The organism is Amycolatopsis sp. lyj-109 (assembly GCF_046548995.1).
In the GTDB taxonomy this organism is placed as follows: Bacteria; Actinomycetota; Actinomycetes; order Mycobacteriales; family Pseudonocardiaceae; genus Amycolatopsis.
Window position 1 is genome coordinate 351,071 of record NZ_JAJPWR010000003.1, and the last position, 16,050, is coordinate 367,120.

The window sequence follows — 16,050 nt, forward strand, 5'->3', positions numbered from 1 at the left end:
CGCCCAACATAAGCGCCGTGGGAAACCGTTGACTACCGACGAACGGGTGGTCTAGACAACCAAGGGGGTGCGAAGTTCGTGAAGGCCACCTTGAGGAACTTGTAGTTCCTCAAGGTGGCCTTCACGAACTTGGGGTTAGGGGGTGAGGGTCCAGGTGGAGAGGTAGCCGGTGTCGGCGGGGCCGACGTCGCGGATGCGGAGTTGCCAGGTTCCGTTGGCGGCTTCGGTGGAGGCGTTGAGGGTGTAGGTGGTGTCGATGTTGTCGGCTGAGTCGCTGCTGGAGTTCTTCAGTCGGTAGGCGGTGCCGTCGGGGGCGATGAGGTCGAGGACGAGGTCGCCGCGGTAGGTGTGGGTGATGTGTACTTCGACCTTCGTGGTGCTGGATGCGTTGCGGGCGCAGCCGCTGACGGTGTTGGTGCTGTTGACCGCGCTTGCTGGGTAGTCGGGGATGTTCAAGCGGGTCGAGTTGGTCACCGGGGCGCACGACGAGCTGCCGACGCCGAGCGAGAATGACGCCGTGTGGTCGGCGTTCGCGCCGTCCGCGGTCACCGTGATCGGGAAGGTGCCGGTCGGGGTCGACGCGGTAGTCGCGATGGTGAGGGTCGAGGAGCCGCCCGACTGGACGGTGGCCGGGTTGAACGTCGCGGTTGCGCCGGCGGGCAGGCCGGAGGCGGACAGCGTGATGGACTGCGCCGAGCCGGACGTCGTCGCGGTGCTCACCGCGACCTGCAGCGACTGTCCGGGTTGGACGGTCCCGGATGCCGGGTTCAGCGAGACGGAGAAGTCGTTGCCCTGCGGCGTGCCGACGGCCAGCTTCCAGAGCGCGTAGGCGATGGCGTCGCTGTTCTTCTCCAGCGGCGGGTCCGGGATGTTCGCCGTCGTGTCGCAGGCGCGGTGGTAGCAGTTGTCGAACGGCGAACCCGCGGTGCCGCCCCACTTCTGCGCCTGCGCCGAGCTCTTGATGTCGCCGGCGCCGGTGGCCAGGCCGCCGACCGGGATGCCCGCGCTCTTGAAGGAGGCGTGGTCGGACCGGCCGTCGCCTTCGCTGTCGCCTTCGGTCTGGATGCCGATGGAGGTGAAGTACTCGTCGAAGACCGCCTTGACCGAAGCGACGTCGTCGTAGACGAAGTAGCCCCAGTTCTTCGAGCCGATCATGTCGAAGTTGAGGTAGGTCTTGATCTTCGTGCGCTCGGCGCTCGGCAGGTTGTTGACGTAGTACTTGGAGCCGACCAGGCCGGACTCCTCGTCGGCCCACCAGCCGAACCGGACGCGCTTGGTCATCGCCGGGTTGGTCCGGGCCAGCGTCAGCGCGACCTCGAGGATCGACGCGCTGCCCGAGCCGTTGTCGTTGATGCCGGGGCCGGCGCTGACCGAGTCGAGGTGCGAGCCGAGCATGATGACCTGGCTCGCGTCGCCTTGCGGCCACTCGGCGATCAGGTTCTGCGACTGGCCGATGCAGCTGGTACAGGTCTGCCGGGTGGTCGTGTAGCCCGCGTCCTTGAGGAGGTTCTCCACGTAGGACACCGAGGCCGCGTACCCGCCACCGCGTGGTGAGCGCGTGCCGCCGTTGTTGTTGGCGATGGTCTGCAGCTGGTTGAGGTGGGCCTTGACGTTGGCCAGGGAGATGTCCGGCGCGGCGAGCGCCGTGGCGGGCGCGGCGGTCGCCGCGGGCGCGCTGACGACGCCCAGCACGGCGGCGAGGGCGGTGACCCCGGCGCCGAGTCGTGTCTTCCACTTCATGGCGGTGAATTCCTTCGGTGGGGTGGGGGAGAGAAGTTCGTGAAGGCCACCTTGAGGAACTTGTAGTTCCTCAAGGTGGCCTTCACGAACTTGGGGTTAGGGGGTGAGGGTCCAGGTGGAGAGGTAGCCGGTGTCGGCGGGGCCGACGTCTCGGATGCGGAGCTGCCACGCGCCGTTGGCGGCTTCGGTGGAGGCGTTGACGGTGTAGGTGGTGTCGATGTTGTCGGCTGAGTCGCTGCTGGAGTTCTTCAGTCGGTAGGCGGTGCCGTCGGGGGCGACCAGGTCGAGGACGAGGTCACCGCGGTAGGTGTGGACGATGTGCACCTCGACCTTCGTGGTGCTGGAGGCGTTGCGGGCGCAGCCGGTGATGGTGTTGGTGCTGTTGACCGCGCTCGCCGGGTAGTCCGGGATGTTCAAGCGGGTCGAGTTGGTCACCGGGGCGCACGTGCCCGTGGTGCCCACGGAAAGGGTGTACGACGCCGTGTGGTCGGTGCTGGCCCCGTCGGCGGTGATGGTGATCGGGAAGCTGCCGGTCGGGGTCGACGCGGTAGTCGCGATGGTCAGCGTCGAGGAGCCACCCGACTGGACGGTGGCCGGGTTGAACGTCGCGGTTGCGCCGGCGGGCAGGCCGGAGGCGGACAGCGTGATGGACTGCGCCGCGCCGGAGGTGATCGCGGTGCTGATCGTGGTGGTCACCGAGGCGCCCGGCTGCACGGAACCCGAAGCCGGGTTCAGCGCGACCGAGAAGTCCGGCCCGCCGCCGCTGCACGAGGCAGGCTCACCGGTCGCGGCGGTGACGGAGATGGCGTCCCACGCGGCCTTGGTGGTGTTGTACTCCGTGCAGCTGCCCGGGAAGAGCGCGATCGCGGCTTCGAGGGTCGCCTTGCGGGCGGCCTTGTGGTTCCACGACGAGGTCTTCTTCAGCAGGCCGTTGTAGAAGATCTTGCCGGCCTTCTGGATGCCGAGGCCGGTGACCGACGAGCTGTTGCAGGTCGGGCTGGCCGGCTTGCCGCCGCCCGGGTTCGAGCCCTCGGCCAGCAGGTAGAACCAGTGGTTCTGCGGGCCCGCGGCCGCGTGCACCTCGGTGCTCGGGATCGACGACGAGTAGCAGTTCGGGTCGCCCACCTTCGACGGCTGGTACATGTAGCGGATCGGGCCCTGGCCGACCAGGTTGACGCCCTCGCCGACCTCGTAGTCCGGCGTGTCCTTGGCGTTGTTCGCATACGCCTCGGTCAGCGCGCCGAAGATGTCACCGGTCGACTCGTTCATGCCGCCGTTCTCGTTGCCGGAACCGGCACCGCCCGGGGTGAACTGGAAGATGCCGTGGCCGAACTCGTGCCCGACGACGTCCATCGAGGTGGCCTGGCGCTGGTTGTCCTGCGAGTGCCCGAAGTGGGTCGAGGAGCCGTTCCAGTACGCGTTGACGTCGGACAGGCCCACCGAAGCCGGGTAGCCGGTCCCGCTGCCGTTGATGCCGTTGCGGCCGAGCCACTCGGCGAGCATCTTCCACTCGGTCTGGACGCCGTACAGCGTGTCGACGCAGGCGGTTTCGAGGTCGGTACCGGAGCCGTTGCCCCAGGCATTGTCCGGTCCACTGTAGACGGAACCGCCCTCGCGGCCGCAGCTGATGCCCGTGCGGCCCGGGTCACGCAGCGTGTACGTGGTGCCGGACTGCGTCGTGTCGATGGAGACGTTCCCGACGTAATAGCTGTTGCCGGTGCCTGCGACGTTCACCGTGGCGGGCTGCGCCTGGCCCTTCGCTCCGGAGGCGAACGTCTTCACGTCGTCCCGCTTGTCGAGGATCGCGCCGGTCGCCGCGTCGACGAACACGTGCAGGTTGCTCGGCGCCGTGGCGGTGCGCCCGGCGACGACGACCTCGTAAGCCAGCTTCGGGCTCGCCCCGGCCAGCACCACCTTCTCCGGCGTGCCCACACTGTCCACAGTGGGCAGTTGAGCGCGCGCGGTGGCCGCGGCCTTGGCCGCGTCGAGGGACGCCTGGGTCCCGACGGTGATGGCCGCGGTCTCGGCGGAGCTGGTGCCGCGCACGCGCCCGGCGCCGTCGGCGACGACGACCGCGTCCCCGCCCACGACCCGCAGGCCTTGGTAGGTGCGTTGGTAGGCGCCGTAGAAGAGGCCGGCGCCGCCGGCGGTCAGGCCGATGCGCTGGAACGATTCGGCCGGGCCGCGGCGCAGGGCGTCGAGACCGCTGGCGGCCGCCTGGTCGGCGGCGCGGGCGGCCACCGCTTCCGGGGCGGCGGGCTGTGCTGAAGACGCTGCGCTCGCCGGGGTCACCGGTAACGCGAGCGTCATGGCGAACCCGGCGACGGCCGCCAAGCCCGTGCTGAACCCACGATGGGTCATCGAGGTCTTCCTTCCATGAAGGCAGAATCGAGGTCCGGTAAGAGGAAGAGGGAGACGTGTCCGGGGTGCTAACTGCAGGTATGCGTCCGGACGCATTCGAGTAAAGGATCAGCGGATCGGGGCGTCAATGCGCCGAACGGACCAATGGCACGTTCCGGATTATCGAATCAAATCGTACAAACCCCGCCGCAGCAGGGGATTCTTCCCGCGTTCCGTCCCGGAACGACTTTCGTAGGGATTGTCGGCGACACCATCCGAACGCCGGACGATCTCGATCACCGGGATTCGTCAGTACCGCTTGGAAAACGGTTACCCGCCTGCTCAGCCGTCTTCCGCGCCCAGCGCGATGAGCCCGTTCCGCAGCACGTCCGCCGCCTCCGCCTGCTTGCCGGTCTCGCCGAGCAGCTCGCTCAACGGCCGCAGTGCGCGGACCAGCACCCCCCGGGCGCCCAGGCCGGTGGCCAGCTCGACGGCGGCCCGCAGGTCCTCGGCCGCGCGGCGGGCGTCGCCGCGGGCCCTGGCCAGCGAGCCCTGCTGCAGCCGCAGCTCCGCGGCCAGCGGCGTGCCCGCCACGATCGCCGGGCGGATCTGGTCGAGCAGCGCGGCCGCCGTCTCCAGCCTGCCCGCCGCGAGGTACTCCGCGGCGAGCTCGACGGTGATCGCCGGGACGTCGTCCGGCCACGCCGTGTCCCGCGCCGCGCCGAGGTCGGCCAGCGCACCCTCGACGTCACCCGACCGGCCGCGGATCCGGGCCCTGGCCAGCAGGCAGTACGCCATCGCCGGGTGCAACGCCCGTTCCTGCATCAGGTCGTAGGCCGCGGCGACCGACGCGGCGGCGTCGGTGAACCGGTCCGCCGCCAGGTGGCTGCGGCACACCTCGACGTGGCTGCGGGTCAACTCCGCGAGCACCGCCGGGCCGCCCCGGGCCAGCCGCAGCGCCGAGCCGGCGTACTCGGCCGCCCGCTCCAGGTCGCCCTGACGCAGGTGCCGCTCGGCCAGGCAGGCCCGCAGCGTCAGCAGCATCGACGGCTGCGGGTAGCCGTCGCGCAGCAGCTCGGCGTGGCAGGTTTCCAGCAGGTGCACCGAATACTGCACCTCGCCCCAGCCGGTCAGCACGGCCGCGCGCAGGGGCACGACCATGGCCCGCACCGGCGGTGGCTCGCCGGAAAGGACCGTTTCGGCGTCGGCGACGTACTTCGTGCGGACGTCGCCGGTCGAGTACCCGGCCAGCCACAGCAGCGCGATCCCGGCCTGACGCGGCCGGTCCAGCCGCTCGGCGTGCCGCCGGATCCGCTGCATCCGCGGGGCCGCGCGGCGGGCGTCGCCGGCCAGGAACCGCTCCGCCGTCTCGATGAGCTCGAGGTCGAGCTCGATCAGCTCCCGCGGGGACCGGCCGCCGAGCAGCTCGCCCGCGTCGATGCCGAGTTGCCGGGCGAAGAACCGCAGGGCGTCCCCCGACGGCGTCCGCGCGCCGGTCTCGACCGACGACACGTACGCCGCGGAGTACTGCGGCCCGGCGAGTTCGCGCTGCGTGAGCCCGCGTTCGGTGCGCAGCTGACGCAGGCGTTCGCCGACGTTCTCGCTCACCCGGGTGCCTTTCCGCCGTGGACGTCCAGGTTAGGCCTCAGCACGCGCCGCCGTCGCTCCAGACGGCCCACGAGGTGGGCGCGCCGGGCTCGGCGCCGGTCGAGTACCACAGCGACGTCCACTTGTGACCGTTGTGGCCCACGACGTCGTTGGGCACGTACGCCTTGGCGGCGTCCCACTCGGCGAGCCCGGCGCAGCCGGTCGGCGGGGTGCCGGTGCCGACGGTGAGCGAGAACTGCGCGGTGTGGTCGGCGTCCGTGCCGTCGCCGGTGACCGTCACCTGGCTGGTGCCCTCCGGCGTGGTCGCCGAGGTGGTGATGGTCAGCGTCGCAGTGCCGCCGGAGGAGATGCTCGCCGGGGCGAAGGTCGCCTTCGCGCCCTCGGGCAGGCCGGTGGCCACCAGCTGCACGGTCTGGGCGGTGCCCGAGGTGATCCGGGTGGTCACCGTGGTGGTCGCCGTCTGTCCGGGTTGGACGGACGCCGAGGTCGGGGCCAGCGTCAGCGAGTAGTCGTTGCCGGCGGGCGGCTGGCCGGTGCAGGCCGGCTCACCGCTGACCGCGGGCACGCTCACCGCGTCCCACGCGGCTTTGGTGGCGGCGAACTCGGTGCAGCTGCCCGGGAACAGCGCGACCGCGGCTTCCAGGGTGGCCTTGCGGGCCGCGCGGTGGTTCCACGACGACGTCTTCTTCAGCAGGCCGTTGTAGAAGATCTTGCCCGCCTTCTGGATGCCGATGCCGGTCACGGCCGAGCTGTTGCAGGTCGGGCTGGCGCCGCTGCCCTGGGAAAGGAGGTAGAACCAGTGGTTCTGCGGGCCCGCGGCCGCGTGCACCTCGGTGCTGGGGATCGACGCCGAGTAGCAGTTCGGGTCGCCGGCCTTCGACGGGTTGTCCAGGTAGCGGATCGGGCCCTGGCCGACAAGGTTGACGCCTTCGCCGACGCTGAAGTCCGGCGTGTCCTTCGGGTTGTTCGCGTAGAACTCGGTCAGCGCGCCGAAGATGTCGCCGGTGGACTCGTTGAGCCCGCCGTTCTCGTTGCCCGAGCCCGCGCCGCCCGGCGTGGTCTGGAAGATCGCGTGGCCGAACTCGTGGCCGACGACGTCCATCGGCGTGGCTTGGCGGCGGTTGTCCTGCGAGTGTCCGAAGTGCGTCGAGGAGCCGTCCCAGTAGGCGTTGACGTCGTTGAGGCCGACGCCGGCGCGGAACCCGCCGCCGGCGCCGTCGATGCCGGTGCGGCCGAGCCACTCGGCGAGCATCTTCCACTCGGTCTGGACGCTGTAGAGGACGTCGACGCAGCCGGTCTCGAGATCGGTGCCCGAGCCGGTACCCCAGGTGTTGCTGCTCTTCGTGAAGATCGAGCCGCCTTCGCGGCCGCAGGCGACGCCGCGGCGGCCCGGGTCGGTCATCGAGTACGAGCTGCCGGAGCCCGAGGTGTCGATGGCGACGGTGCCGGCGTAGTAGGAGTTGCCGGTGCCGGCCTCGCGGACGTCGTCGCGCGTGTCGAGGACGGCGCCGGTCGCGCTGTCGACGAAGACGTGCAGGCGGGTCGGCTTGCCGTGGTCGCGGCCGCTGACGACGACCTCGTAGGCGAGCTTCGGGGTGTCCCCGGCCAGCACGACCAGCCGCGGCGTCGCCACGCTGTCTACAGTGGACACCCGGCGGCCCGCGGTCTTCGCCGCTTGATCGGCGTCGACGGTGGCTTGCGTGCCGACCTTGATCGGCGCGGTGGGCGCGGCTTCGGTGCCGCGGACGCGCCCGGCACCGTCGGCGACGACCACCGCGTCGCCGCCGATGACCGGCAGGCCGTGGTAGGTGCGCTGGTAGGAGGCGAAGTAGAGCCCGCCGCCACCCGGAGTGACTCCGGTGCGGACGAAGGCCTCCCCGGCACCCTTCGCGAGCCGGTCGGCGCCGCTGAGGGCGGCCTGGTCGGCGGCGCGGGCGGCGAGCGCCTCGGGCGGGGTGGCGGCGGGAGGTGCGGGAGCGGCGGCGGCCGGGATCGCCGGCACCGCGAACGTCAGGGCCAGGCCGGCGATCGCCGCCAGCCCACGTGGGGATCTCATGGGGAACCTTTCCGGGGACCGGGAGGAATGTGCCCGGGTGAATAACTGGTGTTATTGCGCCGGACGCGTCCGAGTAAAGGTTTCGGTCGCGCACGGGTCAATGGGCCGAACGGCCTAGCGTGCGCCCGGCAAGATCGTCGTGGCCGGCGGAAAACCGCAGGTGGACAGGCTCGCCGCTGGTGGTCTGAACCAATTCACAGACTTTCGTAGGAAAGTTGCGTCGGTTCGGACCACTACCCCCGCTGGTCCGCCGTGTCGACCCTCCAATCACGCGAGTTGGCGTTCCAATCACGCGAGTTCCACACCCGATCACAAGAGTTCGGTGGCGGGAGGGTCATCACGTGTGATCAGAGGGTCATCACGCGTGATTGGGGGGACGACACGGTTATGGCTCGCCGGCGGCCGAGTCCAGGCCGCGCCGGTAGGCCTCGACGGCTTCGTCGAGACGGCCGTGGTGCCGGAGGGTGTCGCCGAGCCGCAGGGCCGTCGAAACCGCCGCGCCGTGCAGGGATGCCCCCGTCTGGATCTCGAAGGCCTCGCGCAGCAGCCGGGCCGCCGTCTCCGGGTCACCCTGGGCCTCGGCGATCTGGCCCAGCAGGCTCGTCGCCTCGCCCAGCGACTCGATGTCGCGGGACAACAGGGTGCGGACCTCGGAAACGAGCGTCGCGGCTTCCTCGGGCGCTCCCTGTCGGAGCCGGACCTCGGCCAGCTCGAGCGTCGCCCCGGCGAAGCCCTCGTCCGCGCCGATCGCCGCGAGCTGGTCGCGGGCCGCGGTCAGTTCCGCGCGGGCTTCGTCGAGGCGGCCCAGGTGGCGCAGCAGGTAGCCGCGGGCCCAGCGGCAGCGGGCCGCGTCGCGGTCGAACCCCGCGGACGCGAACAGCCGGCACGCCTCGGTCAGGTCCTCGTCCGCCCGGTCCGCGCGGCCGGTCGCCTGCCACACCTGCGACGCCTGCCGGTGGAAGCGCGCGACGAAGTCCGGCCGCGTCGCCGCGCGCGCCAGCCGCCGTCCGTCCTCGGCCGCGCGGCGGGCCCGGTGCAGGCCGCCCATCTCCATCAGCGGGTGGATCAGCGCCGTCAGCAGGCACAACTCGGCGTCCGGGTCGGAGGGCCGCGTCGCCAGTTCGGCCTCGACGCGCGCGACCGCCGCACCCGCGTCGCCGCTCTGGAACCGGCAGCCCGACCACCGGTGCACGATCATCGCCCGCAGCCACGGCGGCGCCGCGCCGGCCAGTTCCTCCGCGTGCTCCAGCGCCTGCTGCGCCCCCGCGACGTCGAAGAGCTGCCACTTCACCTCGGCCTGGCAGAACCGCGCGTAGCACTCGACGTCGTCGAGGTGGTAGCCCGCCGCCTGCTTGCCCGCGGCCGCGAACCGCTCTTCCGCGGCGGCGATCCGGCCCTGTTCCAGGTCGCGGTAGCCCTCGTCCAGTGCCGCCCGCAGCTCGTCGGCGACGCCGGGCGGGCGGCCGAACCGCAGCTCGTCCACGGTCAGCCCGAGCCGCTGCGCCAGGTAGGTCAGCATCTCCTCCGACGGCGGTCGGCTGCCGGTCTCGACCTTCGCCAGGAAACCCCGGTCGTAGCCGGGCTCGGCCAGCTCGCGCTGGGTCCAGCCGCGGCCGGTGCGCAGCCGCCGGATCCGCGCTCCGAGCGGTTCGGCGGGGGCACTGGTCATCTCCCCACGGTAGGTCATCGGCGCGCCGGTCGCGGAAACGGACATATTGACGCCCGTGACCGCGCCGGGATAGCGTTCTCTGCTAAATAGGAAACTTTCCTAACAAAGTGGAGGCCGATCATGCGCCTGCTTCCCTTCGCGACGGCGGCCGCGCTCGCCGTGCCGCTCGCGGCCACTCCGGCCGAGGCCGCGACCACTCCGGTGGAAGTGCGGGTCGACCAAGTCGGCTACGCGCTGGGCGAGGCGAAGCACGCGTACCTGCTCGGCGGCGCGGCCGGGAAGTTCACCGTGGTCGACGAGCGTGGCCACACCGTCCGCGAAGGTCGCACCGGCGCGAGCCTCGGCGCCTGGAACGCGCGCTACCCGGCGGTGTTCGACCTTGACCTGTCCACTGTGGATAGACCGGGCACCTACCGGGTCAAGGCGGCGGGCGCGACGTCGCCACCGTTCCGGATCGACACCGCGCGCCGGCTGTTCCGCCCGCTCGTGCGCGCCACCACCGAGTTCTTCCAGGCCCAGCGAGACGGCCACGACGTCATCCCGGGCCGCCTCGACCGCAAACCGTCGCACCTCGCCGACCGGACGGCGACCGTGTACGCGGAGCCGAAGTTCGCCGGTGAAGGCGGTGACGAGATCGTCGAACCGTTGCAGCCGCGGGGTGGCCCGGTCGACGTCGAAGGCGGCTGGGTCGACGCCGGCGACTTCGTCAAGTTCACCTCCAACACCGCGTACTCACTGGCCGAGCTGGGTTTCGTGCTGCGCGAAGACCCCGATCCGGTGCTGGCGAAGGAGGTCCGCTTCGGCCTCGACTGGCTCGACAAGGTGTGGGACGGCCGCACCCGGACGCTCTACGCCCAGGTCGGCATCGGCACCGGCAGCGAGGAGTTCGGCTTCCTCGGCGACCACGACGTCTGGCGCAACCCGCAGGACGACGACGCGCTCGACGTCAAGCCCGGCGACCCGGCCTACTTCGTCAAGCACCGGCCGGTGTTCCCGGCGGCCCAGGCGGGCGCCCCGCTGTCCCCGAACCTCGCCGGCCGCGTCGCCGCGGCGTTCGCACTGGGCGCGCAGGGGTACGCCCACCGCGACCCGCGGCTCGCCCGGCACTACCTCGCCGAGGCGGCGGCCGTCTTCGCGCAGGCCAAGACGACCGGCGTCGGCGAGCTCGTCACCGCCTTCCCGCACGCCTACTACCCGGAATCCTCGTGGGAGGACGACCTGGAGCTGGGGGCGACCCAGCTCGCCCTGGCCGCGCGAGCGCTGCAGGACCCGCGCGCGAACGGCTGGGCCCGCGACGCGGCGAGGTGGGCGAAGGCCTACATCGGCAGCGGCGACACGAGCACGTTGAACCTCTACGACACCAGCGCGCTCGCCCACGCCGACCTGGCCGCCCTGCTGCGCACCGGCGTCCCGGGCGCGGTGCTCGGCGTCCGCGAACTGGCCGCCGACCTGCGGCGCCAGCTGGACTCCGGCGTCGAGGCGGCGAAGACGAGTCCATTCCGGACGGCCGTCGCGGTGACCGAATTCGATGCGGCCAGCAAGAGCTTCGGCTTCGCCGCGACCGCCCGGCTCTACCAGCGGGTCACCGGCGATGCGCGGTATGCCGCGTTCGGGGCGCAGCAACGGAACTTCACCCTCGGGGCCAACGCCTGGGGCGTGTCGCTCGTGGTCGGCGTCGGCACGACGTCCCCGCAGTGCCCGCACCACCAGGCCGCGAACCTCGCCGGACCTTCGAAAGTGCTCTACGGCGCGGTGGTGAACGGCCCCAACGGCGCGGACAATTTCGCCGACCTGCCGTTCCCGGCGGGCGCCAAGGAATGCACCCGTCCGTATGAATCCTTCGACGGCCGGGGAAGCCGCTACGCCGACGACCTGAGTTCATGGCCCAGTAACGAGCCCGCAATCGACTTCACGGCTACCGCGCTGCTCGCATTCTCGCTGGCGGCGAGGCCGTAGCATGGGGAAGTGAGCGAACAGTCTGAATGGCCGGACGGCCAGTACCCCGAACGCCCGGTGGAGCGGCACAAGGGCCCGGTCGTGCTGCGCCGCGACCGCCGCGACCAGGGCAGCACCACCGACCAGCGCCTCCTGGACTCGCGCGGCCCGAGCGACTGGGTGCACACCGACCCGTGGCGGGTGCTGCGCATCCAGGCCGAGTTCGTCGAGGGCTTCGGCGCGCTCGCGGAGGTCCCGCGCGCGGTCACGGTGTTCGGCTCGGCCCGCACCAAGCGCGACAACCCGGAGTACGAGCTGGGCCGCAAGATCGGCGCGGCGCTGGCCAACGCCGGTTTCGCGGTGATGACCGGCGGCGGCCCGGGCGCGATGGAGGCGGTCAACCGCGGCGCGGCCGAGGCGGGCGGCTTCTCCGTCGGGCTGGGCATCGAGCTGCCGTTCGAGCAGGGCCTGAACCCGTGGGTCGACCTGGGCGTCAACTTCCGGTACTTCTTCGCCCGGAAGACGATGTTCATCAAGTATTCGCAGGCCTTCATCTGCCTGCCCGGCGGCTTCGGCACGCTCGACGAGCTGTTCGAGGCGCTGACGCTGGTGCAGACCAAGAAGGTCACCAAGTTCCCGGTGGTGCTGTTCGGCAGCGACTACTGGGGCGGGCTCTACGACTGGATCGCCAAGACCGTGCAGGCCCAGGGCAAGGTCAGCCCGCACGACCTCGACCTGCTGCACGTCACCGACGACATCGACGACGCGGTCCGCGTGGTGCAGGAGTCCTACCAGGCCTGGGAGGACACGCACTGATGCGGCGGATCTGCGTCTTCTGCGGCTCGGCGATGGGCTTTTCGCCCCGCTACGCCGAGCAGGCGGCGGCGCTCGGCAAGCTGCTGGCCCAGCGCGGCATCGGCCTGGTGTACGGCGGTGCGAGCGTCGGCACGATGGGCGTGGTCGCCGACGCCGCACTGGCCGCGGGCGGTGAGGTGATCGGCGTGATCCCGGACGCGCTGTCGTCGGTCGAGATCGCCCACGCCGGGCTGACCGAGCTGCACGTCGTCGCGGACATGCACGAGCGCAAGGCCAAGATGGCGGCCCTGTCCGACGGCTTCCTCGCCCTCCCGGGCGGCGCGGGCACGCTGGAGGAGCTGTTCGAGGTCTGGACCTGGGCCCAGCTGGGCCTGCACGGAAAGCCGATCGGCCTGGTCGACGTCGACGGGTACTACGGGCCGCTGCTGACGTTCGCCGACCGGATGGTGACGGAGGGGTTCGTCAAGCCGGGCTACCGCGAGCTGCTGCTCACCGACGCCGACCCGGCGGCGCTGCTGGACAGGTTCGAGACGTACGAGCCGCCGGCGCCGCCGAAGTGGGCGAAGGAAGCGCCGGGCATCTAGCGCCCCAAGGCGGCCTTCGGTGCGTCTGACGCAACCAAGGCGGCCTTCGGTGCGTCAGACGCAACCAAGGCCACATTGGGGCGCATCGGCCCGAATGTCAGGCGACGCCTTCGCTCGGCCGCTTGTGGTAGGTGTCCACGTACTCCTGGCCGGACAGCTCCAGGATCGCGTACATCACCTCGTCGGTCACCGATCGGCGGATCGCCGGCGCGTTGTCCTGGCCTTCGTACCGCGAGAAGTCCAGCGGCTTGCCGAACGTGACGCCGATTTTGGCCGGGCGGGGTATGCGAGCGCCGCCCGGCTGGAGGTTCTCGGTGCCGGTCAGCGCGACCGGGACCACCTTCGCACCGGTTGCCAGGGCGAGCGCCGCGACGCCGGTGTGGCCGCGGTGCAGCCGTCCGTCCAGTGAGCGCGTGCCCTCCGGGTAGATCGCGAAGACGCCGCCCGCGTCGAGCACCTTGCGGGCCGCCTCCAGTGCCGCCAGTCCGGCCTGGGCGTTGCCGCGCTCGACCGGCACGTACCCGAGGCCGCCGAGGAACCCGGCCAGCGCCTTGCCCTTGAGGCTCTTGCCGACGAAGTACTCCGCCTTGCCGAGGAACTTCACCTGCCGCGGGGTCGCGAAGGTGATCACGCCGGTGTCGAGGGCGGCGCGGTGGTTGGCCGCCAGGAGCACCGGGCCCGTGGTGGGCACGTTTTCCACGCCGTGCACTTCGGGCCGGTACACCGCCCTGACCAGCGGTCCCAGCACGAACCGGACAAGCAGCGCGATCAAGTGGTCCTCCTCCTCGGGTGCGGTGCCACCAGCATGGCACGATCGTTACTCGTGAGTTGGTTCGAGCGGCGTACGTGGCAGGAGCCCGGCTGGACGCCCGCGGACATCGTGGCCGCGAAGGGTGACCGGACGGTTTCGGTCGTGCTACCGGCGCTGGACGAAGAGCGGACCGTCGGTGACGTCGTCGCGTCGGTGCGTCCCCTTCTCGGGAGTGTCGTCGACGAGCTGGTCGTCATGGATTCGGGGTCCACGGATGCGACCGTGGAAACCGCCGAGGCCGCGGGCGCGCGGGTGGTCCGGCGCGAGGACGTCCTGCCGGAGCTGCCGCCGGTGCCCGGCAAGGGCGAGGTGCTGTGGCGGTCGCTGGCCGCGACCAGCGGCGACTTCGTCGTCTTCCTCGACTCCGACCTGGTCGACCCGGATCCGGCGTTCGTGCCGTCGCTGCTCGGCCCGCTGGTCGCCGAAAGCGGCGTCCACCTGGTCAAGGGCTTCTACCGCCGCCCGCTGCGGCTGGAGAGCAGCGGCGGCGGGCGCGTCACCGAGCTGCTGGCGAGGCCGGTGCTCTCGGCGCTGCGCCCGGCCCTCGGCGGCCTGATCCAGCCCCTCGGCGGCGAGTACGCGGGCAGCCGCGAGTTCCTCGACTCGGTGCCCTTCGCGGCCGGCTACGGCGTCGAGATCGGCCTGCTGCTCGACGCCGAGGCGCGGTACGGCCTCGACGGGCTGGCGCAGGTCAACCTGGGTGTCCGGAAGCACCGCAACCGGTCGCTGGCCCAGCTGGGCGTGATGTCCCGCCAGATCCTCGGCACCGCCCTGGACCGCTGCGGCGTGCCGGCCGCCGACGCGCCGTTCACGCAGTTCGTGCCGGTGGACGAGGAGTGGCTGCCGGACGTCACGGAGGTCCGGGTCGCCGACCGGCCGCCGATGCGGGACGTAATCGCCCGTCTTCGAGGGTGAGGACCTCGTCGAAGCCGCCGAGGTGTTCGGGGCGGTGGGTGACGAGGACCACGCTGCCGTTCGCCTTGGCGAGAACCTGCGCCAGGACGGCGTCGCCGTGGACCGGGTCGAGGCCTTCCACCGGCTCGTCGAGCACGAGGACCTGCGGTGCCGCCAGGACGGCCCTGGCGAGGATCAGCCGCTGCCGCTGACCGCCGGAGAGCGCCTCGCCGTCGGGGCCGGTGTCGCGGTCGAGGCCGAGGTCGAACCCGGCGGTGGCGCAGGCTTCCCGCAGCTCGTCGTCGGTCGCGTCCGGCTTGGCGAGCAGGAGGTTCTCGCGGACGGTCGTGTGGAAGACGTGGGCGTCGGCCTCGGCGCCCGAGACGAGCTTCGACAGGTCGGCGTACTCGCCGATCGGATGGCCGTCGAGAGTCACCCGGCCTTCGGTGGGCGCCTGGTTGCCGAGCAGGAGACGGAGGAGGGTCGTCTTGCCGGCGCCGCTGGGGCCGAGGATGCCGACGCGCTTGCCGGGCGGCAGGTCGAGGTCGACGTCCCGGAGCGCGGGGGCCCGGCCCGGGTGGCGGACGCCGGCTTTCTCGAGCCGAAAATGGCCGGTCGACGCGGTGCGCGTGCCTTGCGGCGGTGCCGGCTCGGTGAGCACGGCGCGCACCCGGGCGGCGGACGCGCGGATTTCGGGCACGCGCCGGGCGGCACCGATCAGCGGGAGGACGACTTCGAAGCAGGTCAGGGCACTCAGGGTCAGCGCTGCGGTCCACGGCACGGAGGCGTGGGCGAGCAGCCCGACGGCCACGGTCGTGCCCAGCTGGACGAGCACGCCGGCGGCCGAGAGGAGGGCCGTCTTGGCCGAGGCCGTCCGCTCGCCCGCGGTGATCTCGTGGACGACGCCCGTGGCGCGTTGCCGGTGTTCTTCGAGGGCCCCGGCCGCGACGAGCTCCCGGTGCCCGGTGCCGAGTTCGACGGCCCGCTCGGCCAGTTCGGCCCGGTTCGGCGCGTTCTCCCGCGCGGCCCCGGCGGTGACGCGGACGACCAGCCACGGCAGGAGCACCCCGGCCACGAGCAGCCCGGCGGCGAGCGTCCCGGCGGCCTGCGTCGACGCGGTTGCCGTGCCGGCGACGGCGGCGGTGCCCACGATCCCGGCGACCCCGGCGGGCAGGACCCACCGCAGGACGGCGTCCTGCAGAGCGTCCACATCGGACACCAGGCGGGTGACGAGATCGCCGCCGGAGTACCGGGTCCCGGGCAGGAGAGCTTGGTAGACGCGGGTCCGCAGCGAGCCGAGCCACCGGAGGACGACCTCGTGCCCGGCGAGCCGTTCGGCGTACCGGAGGCCGCCGCGGAGGAGGGCAAGGGTGCGGACGGCGACGATCGCCACGGTGAGTGCGGCGAGCGGCGGTCGCTCGGCGGCGCGGAGGAGGAGCCAGGCGGCGGTGGCCATCAGAGCCAGGGCGGCGAGCTCGGCGGCGGCCCCGAGAAGGGCGGCGCGGAGCAGCCGGAGCAGCTCCCTTGCGGACAACGCCCAGACGTTCGTGAAGGCCACCTTCAGGAAGTACAAGTTCCTCAAGGTGGCCTTCACGAA

The 16,050-nt window shown here is 71.7% G+C and carries 11 protein-coding genes; 4 read left to right on the forward strand and 7 right to left on the reverse strand.

All coding sequences use genetic code 11. The features are described 5' to 3' along the window. Positions 1-135 precede the first annotated feature (135 nt). From ACLJQF_RS09090 to ACLJQF_RS09110, 5 genes are all read right to left on the reverse strand, one after another. Positions 136-1,740 (reverse strand): M28 family peptidase, encoded by a 1,605-nt coding sequence (locus ACLJQF_RS09090; RefSeq protein ID WP_410607773.1) that lies wholly within the window; start codon positions 1,738-1,740, stop codon positions 136-138. Between the two features lie 96 nt (positions 1,741-1,836). Further along, positions 1,837-4,101: a M4 family metallopeptidase gene (locus ACLJQF_RS09095; RefSeq protein ID WP_410607774.1), complete on the reverse strand. Its 2,265-nt coding sequence runs from the start codon at positions 4,099-4,101 to the stop codon at positions 1,837-1,839. A gap of 321 nt (positions 4,102-4,422) precedes the next feature. After that, positions 4,423-5,688 (reverse strand): helix-turn-helix domain-containing protein, encoded by a 1,266-nt coding sequence (locus ACLJQF_RS09100; RefSeq protein WP_410607775.1) that lies wholly within the window; start codon positions 5,686-5,688, stop codon positions 4,423-4,425. Positions 5,689-5,725: 37 nt separating this feature from the next. Beyond that, positions 5,726-7,744 (reverse strand): M4 family metallopeptidase, encoded by a 2,019-nt coding sequence (locus ACLJQF_RS09105; RefSeq protein ID WP_410607776.1) that lies wholly within the window; start codon positions 7,742-7,744, stop codon positions 5,726-5,728. A 385-nt stretch (positions 7,745-8,129) separates the two neighbouring features. Next, positions 8,130-9,413: a tetratricopeptide repeat protein gene (locus ACLJQF_RS09110; RefSeq protein WP_410607777.1), complete on the reverse strand. Its 1,284-nt coding sequence runs from the start codon at positions 9,411-9,413 to the stop codon at positions 8,130-8,132. Positions 9,414-9,533: 120 nt separating this feature from the next. Here ACLJQF_RS09110 and ACLJQF_RS09115 point away from each other — a divergent pair, with 120 nt between their 5' ends. The 3 genes from ACLJQF_RS09115 to ACLJQF_RS09125 are packed head-to-tail and all read left to right on the forward strand — an operon-like array spanning position 9,534 to position 12,748. Next, positions 9,534-11,369, forward strand: a complete 1,836-nt coding sequence (locus ACLJQF_RS09115; protein WP_410607778.1) for a glycoside hydrolase family 9 protein — start codon at positions 9,534-9,536, stop codon at positions 11,367-11,369. A 9-nt stretch (positions 11,370-11,378) separates the two neighbouring features. Next, on the forward strand, positions 11,379-12,164 hold the full coding sequence (locus ACLJQF_RS09120; RefSeq protein WP_410607779.1) for a TIGR00730 family Rossman fold protein: 786 nt from the start codon (positions 11,379-11,381) through the stop codon (positions 12,162-12,164). Continuing rightward, positions 12,164-12,748, forward strand: a complete 585-nt coding sequence (locus tag ACLJQF_RS09125; protein ID WP_410607780.1) for a TIGR00730 family Rossman fold protein — start codon at positions 12,164-12,166, stop codon at positions 12,746-12,748. Before ACLJQF_RS09120 ends, ACLJQF_RS09125 begins: the two co-directional genes overlap by 1 nt. 97 nt (positions 12,749-12,845) lie before the next feature. Here ACLJQF_RS09125 and ACLJQF_RS09130 read toward each other — a convergent pair whose 3' ends face one another. Continuing rightward, positions 12,846-13,520: a lysophospholipid acyltransferase family protein gene (locus ACLJQF_RS09130; protein ID WP_410607781.1), complete on the reverse strand. Its 675-nt coding sequence runs from the start codon at positions 13,518-13,520 to the stop codon at positions 12,846-12,848. Positions 13,521-13,571: 51 nt separating this feature from the next. On the opposite strand from ACLJQF_RS09130, the gene ACLJQF_RS09135 reads away from it, so the two are divergent. Continuing rightward, positions 13,572-14,474, forward strand: a complete 903-nt coding sequence (locus ACLJQF_RS09135) for a glucosyl-3-phosphoglycerate synthase (protein ID WP_410607782.1) — start codon at positions 13,572-13,574, stop codon at positions 14,472-14,474. Here ACLJQF_RS09135 and cydC read toward each other — a convergent pair. Then, positions 14,410-16,011 carry a thiol reductant ABC exporter subunit CydC gene (cydC, locus tag ACLJQF_RS09140; RefSeq protein ID WP_410607936.1) on the reverse strand — a complete coding sequence of 534 codons (1,602 nt, stop codon included), beginning with the start codon at positions 16,009-16,011 and terminating at the stop codon, positions 14,410-14,412. The two genes, ACLJQF_RS09135 and cydC, sit on opposite strands and share 65 nt — an antisense overlap. Positions 16,012-16,050: the final 39 nt, after the last annotated feature.

Coding starts and splice junctions, on each gene's coding strand:
- ACLJQF_RS09090 (WP_410607773.1), bottom strand. CDS start 1,740: ATGAAGTGGAAGACACGACTCGGCGCCGGGGTCACCGCCCTCGCCGCC.
- ACLJQF_RS09095 (WP_410607774.1), bottom strand. CDS start 4,101: ATGACCCATCGTGGGTTCAGCACGGGCTTGGCGGCCGTCGCCGGGTTC.
- ACLJQF_RS09105 (WP_410607776.1), bottom strand. CDS start 7,744: ATGAGATCCCCACGTGGGCTGGCGGCGATCGCCGGCCTGGCCCTGACG.
- ACLJQF_RS09110 (WP_410607777.1), bottom strand. CDS start 9,413: ATGACCAGTGCCCCCGCCGAACCGCTCGGAGCGCGGATCCGGCGGCTG.
- ACLJQF_RS09115 (WP_410607778.1), top strand. CDS start 9,534: ATGCGCCTGCTTCCCTTCGCGACGGCGGCCGCGCTCGCCGTGCCGCTC.
- ACLJQF_RS09125 (WP_410607780.1), top strand. CDS start 12,164: ATGCGGCGGATCTGCGTCTTCTGCGGCTCGGCGATGGGCTTTTCGCCC.